The organism is Pseudomonas sp. 3296, assembly GCF_031456615.1.
In the GTDB taxonomy this organism is placed as follows: domain Bacteria; phylum Pseudomonadota; class Gammaproteobacteria; order Pseudomonadales; family Pseudomonadaceae; genus Aquipseudomonas; species Aquipseudomonas mucoides.
Genome location: NZ_JAVDUY010000002.1, coordinates 771715 through 791072 on the forward strand (window position 1 = coordinate 771715; position 19358 = coordinate 791072).

Annotated in this window: 21 protein-coding genes; 7 read left to right on the forward strand and 14 right to left on the reverse strand. The window is 59.5% G+C overall.

The genetic code is table 11. The features are described from left to right. The first annotated feature begins 75 nt into the window (after nt 1-75). Nucleotides 76-846 carry a MetQ/NlpA family ABC transporter substrate-binding protein gene (locus tag J2X66_RS07985; protein WP_310262987.1) on the forward strand — a complete coding sequence of 257 codons (771 nt, stop codon included), beginning with the start codon at nt 76-78 and terminating at the stop codon, nt 844-846. Between the two features lie 114 nt (nt 847-960). On the opposite strand, the gene J2X66_RS07990 is transcribed toward J2X66_RS07985, so the two are convergent. Genes J2X66_RS07990 through J2X66_RS08010 form a run of 5 tightly spaced genes read right to left on the reverse strand, consistent with a single transcriptional unit; the run spans nt 961 to nt 4869 of the window. Further along, nucleotides 961-1596 carry an SCO family protein gene (locus tag J2X66_RS07990; protein ID WP_310262989.1) on the reverse strand — a complete coding sequence of 212 codons (636 nt, stop codon included), beginning with the start codon at nt 1594-1596 and terminating at the stop codon, nt 961-963. Next, nucleotides 1593-2492: a heme o synthase gene (gene cyoE, locus J2X66_RS07995; RefSeq protein ID WP_059181881.1), complete on the reverse strand. Its 900-nt coding sequence runs from the start codon at nt 2490-2492 to the stop codon at nt 1593-1595. The genes J2X66_RS07990 and cyoE overlap by 4 nt, the downstream gene beginning before the upstream one ends. Then, entirely contained in the window at nt 2480-3559 is a 1080-nt protein-coding gene (locus J2X66_RS08000) for a COX15/CtaA family protein (RefSeq protein WP_310262992.1), read from the reverse strand. The genes cyoE and J2X66_RS08000 overlap by 13 nt, the downstream gene beginning before the upstream one ends. 10 nt (nt 3560-3569) lie before the next feature. Beyond that, nucleotides 3570-4163: a hypothetical protein gene (locus J2X66_RS08005; RefSeq protein ID WP_310262994.1), complete on the reverse strand. Its 594-nt coding sequence runs from the start codon at nt 4161-4163 to the stop codon at nt 3570-3572. Further along, entirely contained in the window at nt 4129-4869 is a 741-nt protein-coding gene (locus J2X66_RS08010; protein ID WP_310262997.1) for an SURF1 family protein, read from the reverse strand. The genes J2X66_RS08005 and J2X66_RS08010 overlap by 35 nt, the downstream gene beginning before the upstream one ends. 70 nt (nt 4870-4939) lie before the next feature. Between J2X66_RS08010 and J2X66_RS08015 the strand changes: the two genes are divergently transcribed. Further along, on the forward strand, nt 4940-5143 hold the full coding sequence (locus J2X66_RS08015; RefSeq protein ID WP_027926133.1) for a twin transmembrane helix small protein: 204 nt from the start codon (nt 4940-4942) through the stop codon (nt 5141-5143). A gap of 4 nt (nt 5144-5147) precedes the next feature. Here J2X66_RS08015 and J2X66_RS08020 read toward each other — a convergent pair whose 3' ends face one another. From J2X66_RS08020 to coxB, 4 genes are all read right to left on the reverse strand, one after another. After that, nucleotides 5148-6035: a cytochrome c oxidase subunit 3 gene (locus tag J2X66_RS08020; protein ID WP_310263000.1), complete on the reverse strand. Its 888-nt coding sequence runs from the start codon at nt 6033-6035 to the stop codon at nt 5148-5150. Nucleotides 6036-6068: 33 nt separating this feature from the next. Further along, nucleotides 6069-6626 carry a cytochrome c oxidase assembly protein gene (locus J2X66_RS08025; RefSeq protein ID WP_027926131.1) on the reverse strand — a complete coding sequence of 186 codons (558 nt, stop codon included), beginning with the start codon at nt 6624-6626 and terminating at the stop codon, nt 6069-6071. 117 nt (nt 6627-6743) lie between these two features. Further along, nucleotides 6744-8330 (reverse strand): cytochrome c oxidase subunit I, encoded by a 1587-nt coding sequence (gene ctaD, locus J2X66_RS08030; RefSeq protein WP_027926130.1) that lies wholly within the window; start codon nt 8328-8330, stop codon nt 6744-6746. An 82-nt stretch (nt 8331-8412) separates the two neighbouring features. Further along, a complete protein-coding gene (coxB, locus tag J2X66_RS08035) occupies nt 8413-9540 on the reverse strand; it encodes a cytochrome c oxidase subunit II (protein ID WP_027926129.1) in 1128 nt (375 codons plus the stop codon). Between the two features lie 372 nt (nt 9541-9912). Between coxB and J2X66_RS08040 the strand changes: the two genes are divergently transcribed. Then, nucleotides 9913-10563, forward strand: a complete 651-nt coding sequence (locus J2X66_RS08040; protein WP_310263003.1) for a hypothetical protein — start codon at nt 9913-9915, stop codon at nt 10561-10563. A 49-nt stretch (nt 10564-10612) separates the two neighbouring features. On the opposite strand, the gene J2X66_RS08045 is transcribed toward J2X66_RS08040, so the two are convergent. From J2X66_RS08045 to J2X66_RS08055, 3 genes are all read right to left on the reverse strand, one after another. Next, the gene (locus J2X66_RS08045) at nt 10613-12139 is read right to left on the reverse strand and encodes a SulP family inorganic anion transporter (protein ID WP_310263005.1); all 1527 of its coding nucleotides are present in this window, start codon (nt 12137-12139) and stop codon (nt 10613-10615) included. Nucleotides 12140-12227: 88 nt separating this feature from the next. Then, nucleotides 12228-12959: a carbonic anhydrase gene (locus J2X66_RS08050; protein ID WP_027926126.1), complete on the reverse strand. Its 732-nt coding sequence runs from the start codon at nt 12957-12959 to the stop codon at nt 12228-12230. A gap of 244 nt (nt 12960-13203) precedes the next feature. Further along, complete coding sequence (locus tag J2X66_RS08055) at nt 13204-14262, reverse strand: PA0069 family radical SAM protein (protein WP_310263008.1); 1059 nt, start codon at nt 14260-14262, stop codon at nt 13204-13206. Nucleotides 14263-14456: 194 nt separating this feature from the next. Between J2X66_RS08055 and J2X66_RS08060 the strand changes: the two genes are divergently transcribed. Together J2X66_RS08060 and J2X66_RS08065 are read left to right on the forward strand one after the other, a co-directional pair. Next, entirely contained in the window at nt 14457-14759 is a 303-nt protein-coding gene (locus J2X66_RS08060) for a hypothetical protein (RefSeq protein ID WP_310263009.1), read from the forward strand. A 229-nt stretch (nt 14760-14988) separates the two neighbouring features. Further along, nucleotides 14989-15636, forward strand: coding sequence for a dual specificity protein phosphatase family protein (locus J2X66_RS08065; protein WP_310263011.1), 648 nt, complete (start codon nt 14989-14991; stop codon nt 15634-15636). Between the two features lie 60 nt (nt 15637-15696). Here the strand turns inward: J2X66_RS08065 and J2X66_RS08070 are convergent, their stop codons facing one another. Continuing rightward, on the reverse strand, nt 15697-15984 hold the full coding sequence (locus J2X66_RS08070; RefSeq protein WP_008152496.1) for a YheV family putative zinc ribbon protein: 288 nt from the start codon (nt 15982-15984) through the stop codon (nt 15697-15699). Next, nucleotides 15981-18059: an oligopeptidase A gene (gene prlC, locus J2X66_RS08075; protein WP_310263013.1), complete on the reverse strand. Its 2079-nt coding sequence runs from the start codon at nt 18057-18059 to the stop codon at nt 15981-15983. Before prlC ends, J2X66_RS08070 begins: the two co-directional genes overlap by 4 nt. 62 nt (nt 18060-18121) lie before the next feature. Between prlC and J2X66_RS08080 the strand changes: the two genes are divergently transcribed. After that, entirely contained in the window at nt 18122-18667 is a 546-nt protein-coding gene (locus J2X66_RS08080; protein WP_310263015.1) for a gamma carbonic anhydrase family protein, read from the forward strand. A gap of 29 nt (nt 18668-18696) precedes the next feature. Then, nucleotides 18697-19347: an HAD family hydrolase gene (locus tag J2X66_RS08085; RefSeq protein WP_310263016.1), complete on the forward strand. Its 651-nt coding sequence runs from the start codon at nt 18697-18699 to the stop codon at nt 19345-19347. Nucleotides 19348-19358 lie beyond the last annotated feature (11 nt).

The following is a 19358-nucleotide window of genomic DNA, read 5'->3' on the forward strand; positions in this document are numbered from 1 at the left end:
AGTTCTCGTAAATAAGTCATGAGCCGGCCATTCGCTGGCAGGCGCCAAACGGGTGCCTCAAATGGAGTTAGCTGAATGAAGAAACTACTCGTCGCGTTCGCTGCCGTTGCAGCCTTTTCCGCCCATGCCGACACCCTGACGGTCGCGGCGACCCCGGTTCCGCACGCAGAAATCCTCGAATTCGTGAAACCGGTCCTGGCCAAAGAAGGCGTGGAGCTGAAGGTCAAAGTCTTCACCGACTACATTCAGCCGAACGTGCAGGTGGCGGAAAAACGTCTGGACGCCAACTTCTTCCAGCACCAGCCGTACCTCGATGAGTTCAACAAGGCCAAAGGCACCAACCTGATCGCCGTTGCCGGTGTTCACATTGAGCCGCTGGGCGCTTATTCCAGCAAGTACAAGGCACTGACCGAATTGCCGGGCGGCGCCAACGTGGTGATTCCGAACGACGCCACCAACGGCGGCCGTGCGCTGTTGCTGCTGGCGAAGGCTGGCCTGATCAAGTTGAAGGAGCCGAACAATATCCTGTCGACCGTGAAGGACATCACCGAGAACTCCAAGGACCTGAAATTCCGTGAACTGGAAGCTGCGACCATCCCGCGTGTGCTGACCCAGGTCGACCTGGCGCTGATCAACACCAACTATGCGCTGGAAGCCAAGCTCGATCCGTCCAAGGACGCACTGGTCATCGAGGGCAGCGACTCGCCGTACGTGAACATCCTGGTCGCCCGTCCGGACGACAAGGACAGCGAGGCGATGAAGAAACTGGTTGCGGCGCTGCACAGCCCGGACGTCAAAGCCTTCATTCTTGAGAAGTACAAAGGCGCGGTATTGCCGGCGTTCTGAAATTGAGGGGGACGCGGAGCGTCCCTGGCTGCATTACCACGCAGAGCGTGGGAACGATCGGGGCGCATTCGTTGCGCCCTTTTTTATGCCTGAAACACCACCCTTGTATGTTGCTTATTTGCGGTTAAGCATCACCGGCAACTGCGCCACCAATTTCACATTGTTCAACGGTGCCCGAATAAACCCGCGCTGCGTCCCGTCCGGCCCGATCACCGCCAGATTGCCGCTGTGATCCACCGTGTAATTGGGCTTGCTGGTGTCCGCTGGAATAAACGGAATGCTCACTGCATTGGCCAGCTTCTGAATGTCATCCACCGACGAGGCGGTCAGGCCTTTGAACTGCGGATCGAAGTAGCCCAAGTACTGCTTGAGCTGAGCCGGGGTATCGCGGTTCGGGTCAACGCTGACCAGGATGACCTGCATCTTGGCCGCCGCTTCCGGTGGCAACTCGCTCTTGATCTGACGCAGCTGGGCGAGGGTGGTCGGGCAGATGTCCGGACAGAAGGTGTAGCCGAAGAACAGCAGACTCCACTTGTCTTTCAGCTGATTGACCGTCACCGGGTTGCCGTCCTGATCGGTCATTTTCACGTCCGGCAGGTTGCGGCTTTGCGGCAGCAGGATGATGCCCGCATCGATCAGCGCCGTCGGGTCGCCCTGGCCTTTGCCGGACAGCACTTTATTGATGGTCAGGCCCAGGACCAGTGCGATCAGGGCGACGAGAATGAAGACGGTTTTCTGGGTTCGAGTCATAGGTTCAACAGTAAGTAGTGGTCTACGAGCAGCGCGATAAACAGCAGGAACAAGTAGTAAATAGAGTACTTGAACGTGTTGATCGCCGCGTGCGGCCGAGTGCCACGGTACAGCACCACGGCCCATTGCAGAAACCTCGCGCCCAGCCCCAGCGCGCAAATCAGGTAGAGCATGCCGCTCATGTGAATCACGTAGGGCATCAGGCTGACGGCCAACAACGCGAAGGTGTAAAGCAGGATATGAACCTTGGTGTAGTGCTCACCATGAGTGACCGGCAGCATTGGAATGTCGGCCTTGGCGTATTCCTCTTTGCGGTGGATCGCCAGGGCCCAGAAGTGTGGCGGAGTCCAGGCGAAGATGATCAGCACCAGCAGCAGGGGTTCGGCGCTGACGTGACCGGTCGCAGCGGTCCAGCCGAGCAGTGGCGGGGCAGCACCGGCCAGGCCGCCGATGACGATGTTCTGCGGTGTCGCGCGTTTCAGGAAACCGGTGTAGACCACCGCATAGCCCAACAGCGAAGCCAGGGTCAGCCACGCCGTCAGCGCATTGGTGAACGCGAGCAGCACGGCTTGGCCCAGCACGGCCAATACCAAGGCAAATGTCAGCGCCGCCGCCGGTGACACCCGGCCTTCGGCCAACGGACGTTTGTGCGTGCGGGCCATCACCGCGTCGATGCGCCGGTCCACCACATGGTTGACCGCCGCCGCACCACCGGCACACAGGGCGATCCCCAGGTTGCCGAATACCAGCACCGTCCATGGCACCCCGGCGCGGGTCGCGAGGAACATGCCGACCAGCGAGGTGATGAGCATCAGCACCACCACTTTCGGCTTGGTCAGCTCCAGATAGTCGCGCCAGATTGCCTGACTGTGACGTTCGCCGATCAGAGTCGCCATGGCATCTCTCCTTTTATTGTTATGGGCCCGGCCGAGTGCTTACGCGGGCTGAACCGCCAGCGCGCGGGGGATTGCTGCTTGACCCGAACCAGACGGGTTCGCGCGTGATAATTGACCAGCACCATCGTCAGCAACAGGGCCGCGCCGCCAGCATTGTGGGCGACGGCCACGGGCAGCGGCAGGTGGAACAGCACGTTGCTGATACCGAGGGTGACTTGTGTGGCGAGTGCAATCAGCACCAGCCCCGCGAGGCGTGTCATGCCGACGACTTTCAGCTGCCAGGCGAGTCCGAGCAGCACGAGTGTGACCAACAGCGCGCCGATGCGGTGCGTCAGATGAATCGCCGTGCGCGCGTCGCTGTCGAGTTGCCCGCCGAGATAATTCGGGCCGATGTGCTGAGTCAGATGGAAGCCATTGGCGAAATCGGCCGGTGGAATCCACTGCCCATGGCAGGTCGGGAAATCGATGCAGGCCACGGCGGCATAGTTGGAGCTGACCCAGCCGCCGAGGGCGATTTGCAGGATCACCAGCAGTAACCCGGCCGTCGCCCAATACTGCAAACGACGAGGCACGGTCAGCGCCGGCAGCACGCCGGACAACCTCAACGTCAGTAAAAACAGCAGACTCAGCGTGGCAAAGCCGCCGAGCAAATGCCCGGTCACCACCTGTGGCCAGAGCTTGAGCGTCACCGTCCACATGCCGAACGCGGCTTGGGCGAACACCACGGCCAGCAGAAACAGCGGCAACTTCAGCGGTTGCCCCGGATGACGACGATGCACCCAGGCGCGACCGGCCAACACCGCGATCAGCATCCCCAGCGTGCCGGCAAAGTAACGGTGGATCATCTCGTTCCAGCCCTTGTGGGCCACCACCGGTGTATCGGGAAAATGCAGTTCGGCATGGGCCAGCTGGGCTTCGCTTTTCGGCACGCTGATAAAACCGTAGCAACCCGGCCAGTCCGGGCAGCCGAGGCCGGCGTGGGTCAGGCGAGTGTAGGCGCCGAGCAGCACCACAATCAGTGCCAGCAGGGTGGCAAACAGCGCGAGGCGAAATCCAGGTTTGGCCATGACGATGCCCTTATCCGATGTTCGACAGTTTCAGCAGATGACGCAGGTCGTTGAGCAGGTCCTTACCCTTCACCGTCGGGTCATAACGCAGCACCAGATTGCCGTGCGGGTCGATGATCCACAGCTGCGGGACTGTTTTGTCGCCAGTCGTCTTGCTGAAGGTCGTCAGGTCCATCGGGTAGCGTTGCAGTTGCGGGTATTCGCGGATCAGCTTGGCGTCGTAATCCGCCGTCAGCGGTTGCGCGGCGGCCAGTGCATGGCTGGCGCGGGACGCATCGCGGCCAAGGCCGATCTGGATCTGCCGCGCCAGGTACACCAGTTGCTGGCAGTCCACCGAGCAATCCTTCGGCGCAGTCACCAGCATCTGCCAGCGATCCTCCTGGGCCTGCACACCGAGGTCGGCGCGGGTCTGACCGTTGCCGATCAATTCGCCGTGATAGCTGCGCCCGTCCGGCACCCAGAACTGCAATTTGTACATGCCGGTGGCGAGGATCATCGGACCGATCACCCCGAGCAGAATCAGCAACAGCTGCAAGCGACCCTTGCGTCGACTCGCCGGCGTTTTCGCTTCAGACATGCTGGGTGGATTCATGGCCGCTCCCATGGTGTTTCTCCTTTGCGTTGTGCCAACCGAGGTAGAGATAGAGGCCGAACAGGGCAAGCGACATGGCGAACCACTGCACGGCATAAGCGATGTGTTTTTCCGGGCCCATGGCGACAACAGGCCAATCGGCCTGGTACGTCGCGGGACCCGTTTCTGCGCGTAATTCGTAGGCAAACCCTTCACGGCCTAGCGCCGTCCAGAGCTTCGGCGGCTCGACGGCGGTGACTAATTCAGGCCAGGTGGTGGCGCTCGGATCGGCGTGCAGCTGAAAGGTCGCGCCGGGGGAAACGTAGATCCAGGCATCGAGACTCAAGGACTCTTTGGGCGTGGTGAAGTGCGGCGGTGTGCGCCGGTCCGGCCAAGGCAACCAGCCGCGATTGACCAGCAACCAGAGCCCGGTCGCCTGATCCTGAAACGGTTGCAGCAGCTCGACGCCGACCTTGCCGTCGCGCTGACGGTTGTCCAGCAACAGGCTGTGCGCGGCATCGAATTGGCCATGCAGATGAACGCGGCGGAAGGCCGGGTCTTCGGTGTGTTGCAGTTCGGTGCTGGCCATTGGTTCGGCGGCGCGGCGCTCGGCATAGCTTTGCAGCAGCGCGCTTTTCTCCGCGCCCCGGCTCAGTTGCCAGAACCCGAGCGACACCAGCAGCGGCAGCAACAGGGCGACCACCAGGGTCGGCACGATGCCCGGCCGGAAGCGCTTCATGGCGTGGCCAAAAAGTCGTGAGTCGCGATAGCTATACTCAAGTGCATCGCCTTTCCCCCGGAGTCTCACCATGCTCAAAGCAGCCATCGTCCTGATGCTGATTGCCACGGTTGTCAGCCTGTTCAGCGGCCTGTTTTTTCTGGTCAAGGACGACAGCAGCTCAAACCGCCTCGTCATTGCCTTGAGTGTTCGTGTTGCCCTGGCCGCCACCACCGTCGGCTTGATCGCCTGGGGTTTCTACAGCGGCCAGTTGGTCTCTACGGCGCCTTGGTAATGGCTCAGAGCACGTAGACGAAAACGAACAACCCGATCCACACCACGTCCACGAAGTGCCAATACCAGCTTGCCGCCTCGAAACCGAACTGGTGATCTGCATCGAAGTGCCCGCGCATGATCCGCATCAGCATCACGAACAGGATGATCGTGCCGATGGTCACGTGGGCGCCGTGGAAACCGGTGAGCATGAAGAACGTTGCGCCGTAGATGCCCGAACCCAGGGTCAGGCCCAGCTCGTGGTAGGCATGCATGTACTCTTCAGCCTGGAAACCGAGGAAACCGCAGCCCAGCAATACGGTGATCGCCAGCCAGATTTTCAGCGCGCCGCGATGACCTTTCTTCAGCGCGTGGTGGGCGATGGTCACGGTCACGCTGGAGCTCACCAGCAAAATGGTGTTGAGCAGCGGCAAGCCCCACGGGCTGATGACTTCCTTGGGCGGCGGAAAGAGTTTCGGGTCCGGGGTGTGCAGCAGCGGCCAGGTGAACTGGAAGTTCGGCCAGAGCATGTGGGCGATGCCTTTCGGGCCTTCGCCCCCGAGTGCAGGACCTGAGATGTGCCGTACATAGAACAGCGCACCGAAGAAGGCGATGAAGAACATCACTTCCGAGAAGATGAACCAGCTCATGCCCCAGCGGAAGGAACGGTCCATCTGCGCGCTGTACAAGCCGCCGCGACTCTCCTTGATCACCGTGCCGAACCAGCCGAACAGCATGTACGCCAGCAACAGGCCGCCGACGAAAAAGATCAGCGGGCCGTGGGATTCCGGCCGTGCGGCTTTCAGATCGTTGAACCAGGTGGCCAGGCCGAACACGGTGGTGAGCATGCCGAGCGTGGCGATGATCGGCCATTTGCTCTGGGCCGGTACGTAATAGTGTTCATGAGTTGCCATTTATTGTTCTCCTTATCGGGCACGCATTAGCGCCTAGCCACCGGTACTGGCGGCAACCGCCACGGGTGGATGGCGTGCGGTGATATCGAACAGCGTGTAAGACAGCGTCAGGTGCTTCACATCCTTGGGCATGTCACGGTCAACGATGAAACGTACCGGCATCTCGATCCGTTGACCGGGCTGCAGCACTTGCTGGGTAAAACAAAAACATTCGGTCTTGTGGAAGTACGCCGCCGCGGTGCTGGGCGCGATGCTCGGCACGGCCTGGGCGCTCATCGGCTTGTCGGTCGGGTTGTGCGCGATGAAAATCATCTCGTTCACCGCCCCCGGATGGGCCGTCAACTCTTCACTCTTTGGATAGAAATCCCAGGGCATGTCAGCGGTGTTGGTCGACAGGAACTGCACGCGCACTTGCCGCGACGTGTCGACCGTTTGCTCACCCTCGTACTGCCCGGCCGTCTTGCCGTTAATGCCGAACGCCTTGCACATCACGTCGTAGATCGGCACCAGGGCAAACCCGAAGACAAACATCGCCACCACCACCAGCAACAGGCGGGTGACCAGTTTTTTCATCGAAATCGAGTCAGCCATGGTGTAAGCCCTCAACACCGAACCCTGTGGGAGCGAGCTGGCTCGCGATAGCGGCGTATCTGGCACACCGCGTCGCCTGAATCGCGAGCAGGCTCACGCCTACAAGGGGCAGGGCGTTCATTTCACTTCCGGCGGCGTGGTGAAGGTGTGATACGGCGCCGGTGACGGAATGCTCCACTCCAGGCCTTCCGCGCCATCCCACGGTTTGGCCGGTGCTGGCGGGCCGCCGCGAATGGTCTTGATCACGATGAACAGGAAGAAGATCTGCGTCGCACCGAACATGAACGCGCCAATCGAGGAGACCATGTTGAAGTCGGCAAATTGCAGGTTGTAGTCCGGAATCCGCCGCGGCATGCCCGCCAGCCCCACGAAGTGCATCGGGAAGAACGCCATGTTCATGCCGATGAACGAGAGCCAGAAATGCAGCTTGCCGAGGGTTTCGTCGTACATGTGGCCGGTCCACTTCGGCATCCAGTAATAGGCTGAGGCGAAGATCCCGAAGATTGCCCCGGGCACCAGTACGTAGTGGAAATGCGCGACCACGAAGTAGGTGTCCTGGTACTGGAAGTCCGCAGGGGCGATGGCCAGCATCAACCCGGAGAATCCACCAATGGAGAACAGAATCACGAACGCCACCGCAAACAGCATCGGCGTCTCGAAGGTCAGCGAGCCTTGCCACATGGTGCTGGCCCAGTTGAACACCTTCACCCCGGTCGGCACGGCGATCAGCAGCGTGGCGTACATGAAGAACAACTCGCCCACCAGCGGAATGCCGACCACGAACATGTGGTGCGCCCAGACGATGAACGACAGGAACGCGATGCTCGCCGTCGCATAGACCATCGAGGTGTAGCCGAACAGCGGTTTGCGCGAGAAGGTCGGGATGATCGAACTGACGGCACCGAAGGCCGGCAGGATCATGATGTACACCTCGGGGTGGCCGAAGAACCAGAACACGTGCTGGAACAGCACAGGGTCACCGCCGCCGGCGGCACTGAAGAAACTGGTGCCGAAGTGGATGTCCATCAGCATCATCGTCACGCACCCGGCCAGTACCGGCATCACCGCAATCAGCAGGAACGCGGTGATCAGCCATGTCCAGACGAACAGCGGCATTTTCATCAGCGTCATGCCGGGGGCGCGCAGGTTGAGGATGGTCGCGATCACGTTGATGGCGCCCATGATCGAACTGATCCCCATCAAGTGGATGGCGAAGATGAAGAATGTCACGCTTTCCGGTGCGTAGGTCGTGGACAGCGGGGCGTAGAACGTCCAGCCGAAGTTCGGACCGCCACCGGGGGTGAACAGGGTCGACACCAACAGGATGAACGCCGCCGGCAGCAGCCAGAAGCTGAAGTTGTTCATCCGTGGCAGGGCCATGTCCGGCGCGCCGATCATCAACGGGATCATCCAGTTGGCGAGGCCGACGAAGGCCGGCATCACCGCACCGAAGACCATCACCAGGCCGTGCATGGTGGTCATCTGGTTGAAGAACGCCGGCTCGACGATTTGCAGCCCCGGCTGGAACAGCTCGGCGCGAATCACCATCGCGAACGAACCGCCCAGCAGGAACATGGTGAACGCAAACCACAGGTACAACGTGCCAATGTCTTTGTGGTTGGTGGTCAGCACCCAACGCATCAGGCCTTTGGCGGGGCCGTGGGCGTGGTCGGCGTGACCGTGGTCATCGATAACAGCGCTCATGGCCTGTCTCCTGCAAACAGATGGGCTGGGCAGGCCGGGGCGCGCTGCCCCGACCGGTTCCTTACACGCGCAATAGACCGGGTCATTTGCTTTCCGCCTGTTTCAGCTCCAACACTTCTTTAGGAGTGACCATGTCGCCTTTGTTGTTGCCCCAGGCGTTACGTTCGTAGGTCACGACCGCCGCGATATCGACTTCCGAGAGCTGCTTGCCGAACGCCGCCATGGCGGTGCCGGGTTTACCGTGGAACACCAGGCTCAGGTGGCCCTCTTTCGGTCCGGTGGCGATTTTCGAGCCCTTGAGCGCCGGGAACATCGGCGGCAGGCCCTGACCTTCGGCCTGGTGACAGGCGACGCAGGTGGTGTGATAGATCTTGTCGCCGCGTTCCTTGAGCTCGTCGAGGGTCCATTCCTTGCTGGTCAGCTCTTTGAGTTGCAGGGCTTCAGCCTTGCGGTCAGCGAGCCATTTTTCGTAATCGGCCTTTTCCTTGACCTCGACCACGATCGGCATGAAGCCGTGGTCCTTGCCGCACAGCTCGGCGCATTGGCCACGGTAGATGCCGGGCTTGTCGATACGGGTCCAGGCTTCGTTGACGAACCCCGGGATCGCATCGCGCTTGACCGCGAAGGCCGGGACCCACCAGGAGTGGATGACGTCGGCGGAGGTCACCAGGAAGCGCACCTTCGCGCCGATCGGCAACACCAGCGGCTTGTCGACCTCGAGCAAGTAGTGCTCGCCCTTGGTTTCCTTGTTGTGGATCTGGTCGGCGGGGGTGGTCAGGTTGCTGAAAAACTCAACGTCCTGGCCCAGGTACTTGTAATGCCACTTCCACTGATAGCCGGTGATCTGGATGTCGATATCCGGCTCACTGGCGTCATACATCTTGATCAGGGTGGCCGTCGCAGGAACCGCCATGGCTACCAGGATCAGGAAGGGCACGATGGTCCATAGAATTTCGACGGTGGTGCTTTCATGAAATTTTGCGGCCACCTGCCCGGTCGAGCGGCGGTGGACCATCATCGACCAGAACATGGCGCCGAAGACGATGATGCCGATCACTACACAGATCCAGAAAATGGTCATGTGCAGGTCAAATACTGCGTGACTGATTTCAGTCGCTCCCGGCGCCATATTCACAGTCCAGGCGGCTTGCGCCTGACTGAAAATCGACCACAACAGGAGGCCCATCCAGACGTGTGGATGTCGCATCATTGCGGGTTCCCCTTATCGTTCTTGTTATCCCGCCGGCTTTCACCTGCGGCAAGGGAGCGGCTTTTTCAGACTACGAACTTGAATCGCCGGGCCTTGCTGCGTGTGCAGTCGGGCGTCATCAGCTAACTCCATTTCCAACCCGAGTATAGACAGCGACTGCGACCTCGCAATGTGATGGCGTAAATGATCTGAAACAGCTGGGACTTGCGTTCAAGGTCACGAATGGAGAAGGATGCAGACGAGTGGTGGCAAATCGATATAACGGAGGCGTCTCAAGGATGAAACAATTATGACAAATGCGTCTTAGCATTTTTCATAAGGCAGCTAAGTTATGTCTTCCCTATTTCATTGCCTTTGTTTCCTGGAGTTTTCATGAACACCGCCGCATTGCGCGAGCAGATCCAAAAAGCCCAAAAACACGAGAAAGACACCGGTCTGCTGACACGTCAGCTGGAAAGCAAACTGCCTCATCTGCACCCTTCCATCCAATTGCCGGAGACGGACGCCAATGGCGTGCTGACACGTTTTGTCGTCGCCTACATCGACGAAGTACCTGATCTGCTGGAAGCAGCCAATGAAGTGGCCAGGGAAGCCGGTATCGAGTCACAGATCAAACCGGTGCTGAACATTGCCGAACAGTACTTCCTTCAGCCGCCGGACATCATGAACGGTCACGTCGGGCTCGACAGCCTGCTGGATGAAGCCTATCTGGCGCACCGTTTTGTCGAAGAGGTCAACGACCTGTACATCAAGTATCTGGGCCAGCCATTGATCCCTTTGGACATGACGGTTGCCAACCTGATTGCCCACCAATTGATCGGTGAGGCGTTTGCCAACCAACTGGACGAAGTGGTGCATCACGCCCTGGACGAGATGCTCGACGACCAGAGCTTTGCATTGGAGTCGGTGGAAGCGTACCGCGAGAAACTCAGCAGCCCGGATACCGGTGCCGCGTGGAAACGCTGGCCGTGCATGTCGCGCCGTTTGGGCTTAAGCCTGGAGCTGGATCAGCCGGCGGTTTGATCCAACACCACCCCTGTGGGAGCGAGCTTGCTCGCTCCCACAGGGTTATTTATCCGGCAGCACCTACGCCGGATGTAGTGCGCAACCGCCCCTCCAACCTGCGCTTCAACCCTCGCGCTTCAATCAACAGCGACGAACCCTTGGCTGCATTCGCCCGACCCCATTCCTCCAGCAACTCCAGACACGAGTGATCGATGTAGCTCAGATTATTGAGCGGCACATGCACCGTCGCACCGGCGGGAATGGTGCCCAGCACCTGGGTCAGCGCCGGCACCTTGAGAAAGGTCGCTGCGCCGGTCAGTCGTAATTCCATTTCTCCCTCTGCGGGCAGATCGATCAGGCTGATTTTCAATCGCGAAGCCTTCCACGCCAGTTTGGCCAGCGTCAGGCCGAAGCCAATCAACACACCCGTGAGCAGGTCAGTAAAGATGATTGCCAGCGCAGTCGCCGCGTAGGTGAACATCGGCATCCGGCCATATCGGCCCAAGCCTCGAAAGGCCTTGAGATCGACCAGTTTGAAGCCGGTGTAAACCAGCACACCCGCCAGGCTCGCTACCGGAATGCTCTGCAGCACGTTCGACAGCAACAACACGAACGCCAGCAGCCACAAACCGTGGAAGATCGCCGACAGTCGCGTGGTAGCACCGGCCTGCACGTTGGCCGAACTGCGCACGATCACGCCCGTCATCGGCAATGCACCCAATAACCCGCAGAGCATGTTACCCACGCCTTGCGCCGACAATTCCCGGTCGAAATCGGATCGCTGGCCGCTGTGCATGCGGTCTACCGCAGCGGCCGACAGCAGGGTTTCGGCGCTGGCGATAAACGCTACGGCGAACGCGGCGACCAACAACGTTGGGTCCGCCAGATTGAGCAAGTCAGCGGGTTTCAGCCAATCGATGGCCTCGGCCAGGTTGGCGGGGACCTCCACGCGTTTGACCTGCAGCGCGAGCATCAGGCTGGCGACCGTCGCCAGCCCTACGCCCAGCAGCGCACCCGGAACGAAGCGCAACGAATGAGGCCGGAATTTTTCCCACAACCCCATCACCGCCATCGTCGACAGCCCGAGCAATCCGGCTTGCCAGCCGAGCGACGGCAGGGCTTGCATCACCGCGGCTGGAAAGGCCGCCAGGTTATCCAGCCCCGAAGGCTTGGGCACCCCGTCGAGCATGACGTGCACCTGCGACAGCACAATCAGCACGCCAATCCCGGCGAGCATGCCGTATACCACCGCTGGCGCCGTGACCCGAAACCAGCAGCCGAGCTTCAGGCGCCCGGCCACCAATTGCAGGAACCCCGCCAAAAGCAGAATGGGGCCGAGCATGGCGACGCCGTGCTGGCGAACCAGTTCAAACACCAGAACCGCCAAGCCTGCCGCCGGGCCGCTGACTTGCAGCGGCGAACCGGCCAGCCAACCCACGACCAGACCGCCGATGATTCCGGTGATCAAGCCCTTGGCGGGCGGCAATCCTGAAGCGATGGCGATGCCCATGCATAGGGGCAGGGCGACCAGAAACACAACCACCGAGGCCAGCAGCTCCCGAGGCAAAACAGCTTTCAGTTGCGCAGCACGCATAGTGAAGCTCCCGACATTTTTCAGGCATAGCGAAGCCGGGCTGCTAAATTTGCAGCCTCGACTCAACCACACGGGGATTTAGGAGGTGTTAGAAACGCGCTTTGGGTGTTGCCACCGGAATCGGATGGCTGCCATCGAGCGGCAGGAAACACCCCTGGTCCGCGTCGTAAGCTTTGATTTCGCTGGTTTCGATGCTGTAGACCCAACCATGGATGAACAGCTGACCGTTGGCCATGCGCGAGGCCACCGATGGATGCGTGCGTAAATGCTGTAGCTGAGCGATCACATTCTCTTCGGTGAGGATGTGCATGCTTTCGTTTTCATCAGCGCAATGACAATTTTCCTGGACCATGGTTTTTGCCACTTCGGCATGACGCAACCAGGCTTTGACCGTCGGCATCTTTTCCAGGCTCTGCGGGTTTAGTACCGCGCGCATCGCGCCGCAGTCGGAGTGCCCGCAAATGATGATGTGTTGCACACCGAGGGCGAGAACCGCGTACTCGATGGCGGTGGAAACACCACCGTTCATTTGCCCGTAAGGTGGCACAACGTTGCCGACGTTACGGGTCACGAACAGATCGCCGGGGGCGCTTTGGGTGATCAGTTCAGGAACGATGCGCGAGTCGGCGCAGGCGATGAACATCGCCCGGGGACTTTGGGCCGTGGCGAGTTTTTTGAAGAGCTCTTCCTGCTGTGGAAAGACCTCGTGATGGAAATGCAAGAAGCCGTCAACGATGTGCTGCAGCGCTGCATCGGCGGTTTCCGCCTCGGGTTGGGCTGAAGCCGACGCAGCCAACGGCTGTTTATCCTTGTCACTCATGAATTCATCCTCATAGGCGGAGTCAGGGAAGTGTCCTGTTTTGTCCGGTGTGAAGCCAGTGGCTGTTTAAAAAACATTCAGGTCGCAAAATCCGACCCATCAGTCACTCGATGAACAAGGTAGCGGTCGAAACTTAACTCAAACTGAATCAAACGCTCTAGAACGTGTGTTCCAGATCACAAAAAACGTGACCGGCCTGAGTGGGCTGTTCGTTTCCCACTGCTCCACCATAGGCCAATTGTCCTCAAATCAATGACATCTGGCGACCCGGCGGACAGAAGGCTTCACAGTCCAGATCGAAACCTTCCCGGCGATTGAGCCCCAGGCGTTTGATGGTTTTGGCAAACCGTTGCGCCAGCAGGTCGGCGAATGGTCCTTCACCGCGCATCCGGGAGCCAAATCGGCTGTCATAGAGTTCCCCGCCACGGCTCTGGCGGATCAGGCTCACCACATGAGCGGCACGCTGCGGATAGTGGGCCGCCAGCCATTCTTCAAACAGCGGCGCAACCTCGAGTGGCAGGCGCAACATCATATAGGCCGCACTCTGCGCACCGGCAGCATGGGCCTCGGTCAGCAGGCTCTCGAGTTCGCTGTCGTTGATCATCGGAATCATCGGCGAGCACAACACACCAACCGGAATACCCGCTTCACGCATCACGCGAATCGCCCGTAACCGGGCCTTGGGTGCGGCGGCGCGCGGTTCGAGGATGCGTTTGAGTTCATCGTCCAGCGTGGTGAGGCTGATCATCACCGCGACCAGTCGCTGGCTGGCGAGTTCGGCCAGCAGGTCCAGGTCACGAAGAATCAGCGAGCCTTTGGTGATGATCGTCACCGGATGACGGTAGCGCAGCAGCACTTCCAGGGTATTACGGGTGATTTTGTGCTCGCGCTCGATGGGCTGATACGGATCGGTGTTGGAACCCAGGTTGATCGGTGCACATTGATAGCCGCGTTTGCTCAGTTGTTCTTCCAGCACATCCGCGGCGTTGGTCTTGGCGATCAGTTTGGTTTCGAAATCCAGCCCCGGCGACATGTCCCAATAGGCGTGACTTGGACGCGCATAGCAATAGATGCAGCCATGTTCGCAGCCGCGATAGGGATTGATCGAGCGATCGAAGGGCAAGTCTGGCGAGTTGTTGCGGGTAATGATGGTTTTCGCCGTTTCGATGCGCACCTCGGTGCCTTGGGTGACCGGCGCTTCCTGATACCAGCCGTCATCCTCGACCACCGAACGATTTGGCGCGAAGCGGTTGTGCGGGTTGGTGGCGGTGCCGCGACCGCGAGGTGGCAAAGGGGGAGCCATCGACAAGATCCTTTAGCTGTATGTGCATACAGTATACGGCCTTGGCGCCATCGACCAGTGCCGTTCGGCACCTGACAACTTTCGCGCCTCGTCATTATGAGAAACATAAAGTGCGTGGCACTTTATTCTCTGTTGTCAGTATTCTTCGCTTCACACGAAGTTGTCGTGTGCTCACTATTAAAAGGATTTAATAAATGTCTGGCTACAATCAACGCGGTGTGTTTTTACAACTGCAGCCGCCTTCTATCGTTAGTCCAAAAGAAGTTAGGGTTTCCATGCAGTTTGCGTTAAAGGAAGAAGGTTATGATCCTGAAAACCGAGCGCTCACCTATTCTCTGCTGGACTCCAGCACCCGCGAGGCCGTGTCGAATGATGGAGGCGTCACCTTCAACATGACCAACACACCTGATGTCAACGGGGATGGTGCAATCGACGCGCAAGACAAAGTTGTTTTGATTGCGTTGGCGAAGGCGTATGCAAAGATTATTAATCCTTGATTGCAGCTTGACTACTGCAGTCAATGACTATTGAAAAGCCACGGGTCCAGTGATGACTTCTAAAACGACACGGAACTTATCCGTGTCGTTTTTTATGAGTGGAATTTATAGGCAACAAGAACAAACGGGGGCCTCTGTTCAATTCACGATTCTTTGACGGATGGCTCACAGGCCTTTGACTGCTCACAGCAGAAACTACGCGGTACTTATTCAACAGGGTTGTCCGAGCATGTCCCGACTGCGCCTCTTGCCTGCGACGTTTTTGCTTTCAATGGCTGCACTTTTCAACCTGACCCTGGCCCATGCGGATGACAGCGCTTCACCCCGCCCGGCTGAGTGGGCTCAATCGGTCGAGGTGCAATACAACCTCTTTCGAATGTCCCCGACGCTCTATCGCAGCGCATTGCCCGACCGCGGAGCCGTTCCTTTGCTGGAAAAGCTGAAGGTAGGAACCGTCATCAATTTCCTGCCCGAGTCGGATAAAAGCTGGCTGTCGACACCAGGGATCACCCAGGTCCAGTTGCCCTACCGCACCAATCACGTGGATGACGCGGACGTACTCAAGGCCCTTCGTGCCATTCAGACGGCCGAGTCCCACGGCCCGGTGCTGATGCATTGCAAGCACGGGTCGGATCGTACGGGGTTGATGGCGGCCATGTACCGGGTCGTGATCCAGGGCTGGAGCAAGGAAGACGCCTTGAGCGAGATGACACAGGGCGGCTTTGGCGACAGTACTCATTTCAAGGATGGTGTGCGTTACATGATGCAGGCCGATGTCGACAAGCTTCGCACCGCGTTGGCCAATGGCGATTGCAGCACCAGCGCGTTCGCCATGTGTTCGATGAAGAGTTGGTTCCAGTCCGCTCACGTCGAATAGCGGCAAGCTTGTGAAGGACATCAGCTTGCGCCTCCTGAAGAGGCGCAAGTGGGTGGTCGATCAGTGTTGCTCGTCCGGCTTTTTCTTCAGCTTGGGGTTCGGGAAAAACTGCACGGCCTGAACCTTGGCGTCCGGCACTTTCAGCGCCGACGTATTGACCCGCGTGCCCAATTCCTTGGGTACGGACAGACCTTGTTCATTCAACGTGTCGGAATAACCGCAGGCCACGCACTCGCGGTGCGGGACCTCGTCTTCGTTCCACATCATCAGTTTGTCCGGCTCGCTGCATGCCGGGCAGACCGCCCCGGCGATAAAGCGTTTTTTGGTAATCACAGGTCCCTCACTCATGCTGCCGCGTCCTCACTCAGGCCGCTGTGGCGCAAGAGTGCGTCAATCGAAGGCGCACGGCCACGGAAGTCGACGAACAGCACCATCGGCTCCTGGGAACCACCGCGGGCCAGGATGGCTTCGCGGAACGCTCGACCGGTCTCGGCATTGAGTACGCCTTCTTCTTCGAACTTCGAGAACGCATCCGCCGACAGTACTTCCGCCCATTTGTAACTGTAGTAACCCGCCGCGTAACCACCGGCGAAGATGTGCGCAAAGCTATTCGGAAAACGGTTGTAGGCCGGTGGACGCATGACCGACACCTCGTCACGCACACCTTCGAGCACCTGCGCCACGCTGCGACCATCGCCATGGGTGGCGTGCAGTTCGAAGTCGAACAGCGAGAACTCCAGCTGACGCACCATCATCAGGCCGGACTGGAAGTTTTTCGCCGCGAGCATTTTCTGCAGCAGGTCTTGAGGCAGGGGCTCGCCGGTTTCGTAGTGACCGGAGATCAGCGCCAGGCCTTCCGGCTCCCAGCACCAGTTTTCCATGAACTGGCTCGGCAGCTCGACCGCATCCCAGGCCACGCCGTTGATGCCGGAAACGCCGGCGTGTTCGACGCGGGTCAGCAGGTGATGCAGGCCGTGACCGAATTCGTGGAACAGGGTGGTGACTTCATCGTGGGTCAGCAGCGCAGGCTTGCCGCTGTCGGCCGGGGTGAAGTTGCACACCAGGTTGGCCACCGGGTTTTGCAACACGCCTTCAGCGGTGCGGCGACGGTCACGGGCGCCGTCCATCCATGCACCACCGCGCTTGTTGGCGCGGGCATAGAGGTCGAAGAAGAAGCGGCCGACGTGCTGGCCGTTTTCCTTGATTTCGAACAGGCGAACGTCCGGGTGCCAGGTGTCGAAGCCTTTCTGTTCGGCAATCTCGATGCCGTACAGACGCTGCACGATGGCAAACAGGCCGCCCAACACCTTGTCGATCGGGAAGTAGGCGCGAAGCGCTTCCTGGGCAACGCTGTAACGCTGCTCGCGAAGTTTCTCGCCGTAGAAACCGCTGTCCCAGCTTTGCAGGTCCGGGCAGCCTTGCTCGGCGGCGTAGGCTTTGAGCTGTTCCAGGTCTTGCGCGGCGAATGGCTTGCTGCGCCTGGCCAGGTCGCGCAGGAAGCTGAGCACCTGATCGCTGGATTCAGCCATTTTGGTGGCCAGGCTCAGTTCGGAGAAGCTGGCGAAGCCAAGCAGTCTGGCCAGTTCCTGACGCAGGTCGAGGATTTCTTCCATGACCGGGCCGTTGTCGTTCTGACCGGCATTCGGGCCCTGGTCCGACGCACGGGTGCAGTAGGCGGCGTAGACTTCTTCGCGCAGGGCACGGTCTTGGGCGTAGGTCATCACCGCGTAGTAGCTCGGGAATTCCAGGGTGATCAGAAAGCCTTCCAGGCCCTTGGCCTGTGCGGCGGCGGCCATTTGCGCCTTGGACGAATCGGTCAGGCCGGCGAGGGTGGCTTCATCGGTGACGTGTTTGGTCCAGGCCTGAGTGGCGTCGAGCAGTTGGTTGGAGAAACGGCTGCCCAGTTCCGAGAGCTTGCTCTGCACTTCGGCGTAGCGTTTCTGCTCGGCTTCCGGCAGATCTATACCCGACAGACGGAAGTCGCGCAGGGAGTGTTCCAGGATAGTTTTCTGCGCCACATCGAAACCGGCGGCTTCCGGGCTGTTGGCCAGGGCTTCAAAGGCTTCGAACAGTTCGCGGTTCTGGCCCAGCTCGGTGGAGTAGGCGCTCAAGGCCGGGAGGCAGGATTCGTAGGCTTCACGCAATTCGGCGCTGTTGCACACGGCATTCAAATGGCTGACCGGGCTCCAGGCGGCGCCCAGGCGATCATTGAGCTCGTCCATCGCCAGTACCAGGCCGGCCCAGGTCGGTTGTTTGCCCTGGGTCTTGAGGATCTCGATAATGGCGGCGCGGTTGTCAGCCAGGATCTGTTCAATGGCCGGTTGCACGTGTTCGGCACGGATCGCCGAGAACGGCGGCAGGTCGTAGGACTGCAAAAGAGGGTTGTTCACGCTCACGGTTGGCACCTTGGCTGGAAGAAACATGCGGCCATCTTAATTACAATCGACGCTCACCGCAGCTATCAGCAACAGAGAGAAACCCTATCGTGAACCTTCGCAAGTACCAGAACCACACGCCGCTGCTGGGCAAAGGCGCTTTTGTCGACGGATCGGCGGTGGTAATCGGCGACGTTGAAATCGGCGAAGACAGCTCTGTCTGGCCGCTGACAGTGATCCGCGGCGACATGCACCGCATCCGCATCGGCGCGCGTACCAGTGTTCAGGACGGCTGCGTGCTGCACATCACCCATGCCGGCCCGTTCAATCCCGATGGTTTTCCGTTGCTGATCGGCGACGATGTGACCATCGCGCATAAAGTCATGCTGCACGGGTGCAGCGTGGGCAGCCGGGTGCTGATCGGCATGGGCAGCATCGTCATGGACGGTGCAGTGGTCGAGGATGACGTGATCATCGGCGCTGGCAGCCTGGTGCCACCGGGCAAACGTCTGGATAGCGGCTTCCTGTATGTGGGCAGCCCGGTGAAACAGATCCGCTCGCTGACCGACAAGGAAAAAGCCTTTTTTACCTACAGCGCGGCGAATTACGCGAAGCTCAAGGATTTGCATCTGGCTGAAGGTTACGACCAGTTCTGACTCCGCCCCGCTATTGCCCAGGATTATTCATGCATTACCCAACCGTTTTATTCGACCTCGATGGCACCCTGACCGACCCGCGCGAGGGCATTACACGTTCGATCCAGTTTGCCCTGAGCAAACTGGGCATCGATGAGCCTGACCTGACCAAGCTCGAACACTTCATCGGCCCGCCGTTGTTGCAGGCGTTCATGCAGTTTTACGACTTCGATGAGCCCAAGGCCTGGGAGGCGGTGAGTTTTTATCGCGAACGTTTCAAGGTCACCGGCCTCTACGAGAACCGCGTGTTCGACGGCGTCACCCCGCTGCTGGAAACCTTGGGTGGGCAAGGGCGTCAGCTATACATCGCGACGTCCAAGCCATGGGTCTTTGCCCGGGAAATCGCCCGGCACTTTGATTTCGCCAAGCACTTCAAGGTGATTTACGGCAGTGAGCTGGACGGGACGCGGACGAGTAAGGTCGAGTTAATTGCGCATTTGATGGCTGAAGAGGGGCTGGATCCTGCCAATACCCTGATGATTGGCGATCGTAAGCATGACCTGATCGGTGCGCGCAGTAATGGACTGGACTCGGCGGCTGTGGGGTACGGGTTTGGTAGCCACGAAGAGTTGAGTGCAGAAGCACCGACTTATCACTTTGAAACGCTGGATGAGATGCATCGGGCGTTTTTGCAGCACTAGTTGGATTGCCA

What these genes read in the sequence shown, in the direction of transcription:
- J2X66_RS08040 (WP_310263003.1), top strand. Translation starts at nt 9,913, where the DNA reads ATGAACACCGCCGCATTGCGCGAGCAGATCCAAAAAGCCCAAAAACAC.
- J2X66_RS08045 (WP_310263005.1), bottom strand. Translation starts at nt 12,139, where the DNA reads ATGCGTGCTGCGCAACTGAAAGCTGTTTTGCCTCGGGAGCTGCTGGCC.
- coxB (WP_027926129.1), bottom strand. Translation starts at nt 9,540, where the DNA reads ATGATGCGACATCCACACGTCTGGATGGGCCTCCTGTTGTGGTCGATT.
- ctaD (WP_027926130.1), bottom strand. Translation starts at nt 8,330, where the DNA reads ATGAGCGCTGTTATCGATGACCACGGTCACGCCGACCACGCCCACGGC.
- prlC (WP_310263013.1), bottom strand. Translation starts at nt 18,059, where the DNA reads ATGTTTCTTCCAGCCAAGGTGCCAACCGTGAGCGTGAACAACCCTCTT.
- J2X66_RS08000 (WP_310262992.1), bottom strand. Translation starts at nt 3,559, where the DNA reads ATGGCCAAACCTGGATTTCGCCTCGCGCTGTTTGCCACCCTGCTGGCA.
- J2X66_RS08020 (WP_310263000.1), bottom strand. Translation starts at nt 6,035, where the DNA reads ATGGCAACTCATGAACACTATTACGTACCGGCCCAGAGCAAATGGCCG.
- J2X66_RS08050 (WP_027926126.1), bottom strand. Translation starts at nt 12,959, where the DNA reads ATGAGTGACAAGGATAAACAGCCGTTGGCTGCGTCGGCTTCAGCCCAA.
- cyoE (WP_059181881.1), bottom strand. Translation starts at nt 2,492, where the DNA reads ATGGCGACTCTGATCGGCGAACGTCACAGTCAGGCAATCTGGCGCGAC.
- J2X66_RS08025 (WP_027926131.1), bottom strand. Translation starts at nt 6,626, where the DNA reads ATGGCTGACTCGATTTCGATGAAAAAACTGGTCACCCGCCTGTTGCTG.
- J2X66_RS07985 (WP_310262987.1), top strand. Translation starts at nt 76, where the DNA reads ATGAAGAAACTACTCGTCGCGTTCGCTGCCGTTGCAGCCTTTTCCGCC.
- J2X66_RS08010 (WP_310262997.1), bottom strand. Translation starts at nt 4,869, where the DNA reads ATGAAGCGCTTCCGGCCGGGCATCGTGCCGACCCTGGTGGTCGCCCTG.
- J2X66_RS08060 (WP_310263009.1), top strand. Translation starts at nt 14,457, where the DNA reads ATGTCTGGCTACAATCAACGCGGTGTGTTTTTACAACTGCAGCCGCCT.
- J2X66_RS08005 (WP_310262994.1), bottom strand. Translation starts at nt 4,163, where the DNA reads ATGGGAGCGGCCATGAATCCACCCAGCATGTCTGAAGCGAAAACGCCG.
- J2X66_RS08015 (WP_027926133.1), top strand. Translation starts at nt 4,940, where the DNA reads ATGCTCAAAGCAGCCATCGTCCTGATGCTGATTGCCACGGTTGTCAGC.
- J2X66_RS08065 (WP_310263011.1), top strand. Translation starts at nt 14,989, where the DNA reads ATGTCCCGACTGCGCCTCTTGCCTGCGACGTTTTTGCTTTCAATGGCT.
- J2X66_RS08085 (WP_310263016.1), top strand. Translation starts at nt 18,697, where the DNA reads ATGCATTACCCAACCGTTTTATTCGACCTCGATGGCACCCTGACCGAC.
- J2X66_RS07990 (WP_310262989.1), bottom strand. Translation starts at nt 1,596, where the DNA reads ATGACTCGAACCCAGAAAACCGTCTTCATTCTCGTCGCCCTGATCGCA.
- J2X66_RS08055 (WP_310263008.1), bottom strand. Translation starts at nt 14,262, where the DNA reads ATGGCTCCCCCTTTGCCACCTCGCGGTCGCGGCACCGCCACCAACCCG.
- J2X66_RS08070 (WP_008152496.1), bottom strand. Translation starts at nt 15,984, where the DNA reads ATGAGTGAGGGACCTGTGATTACCAAAAAACGCTTTATCGCCGGGGCG.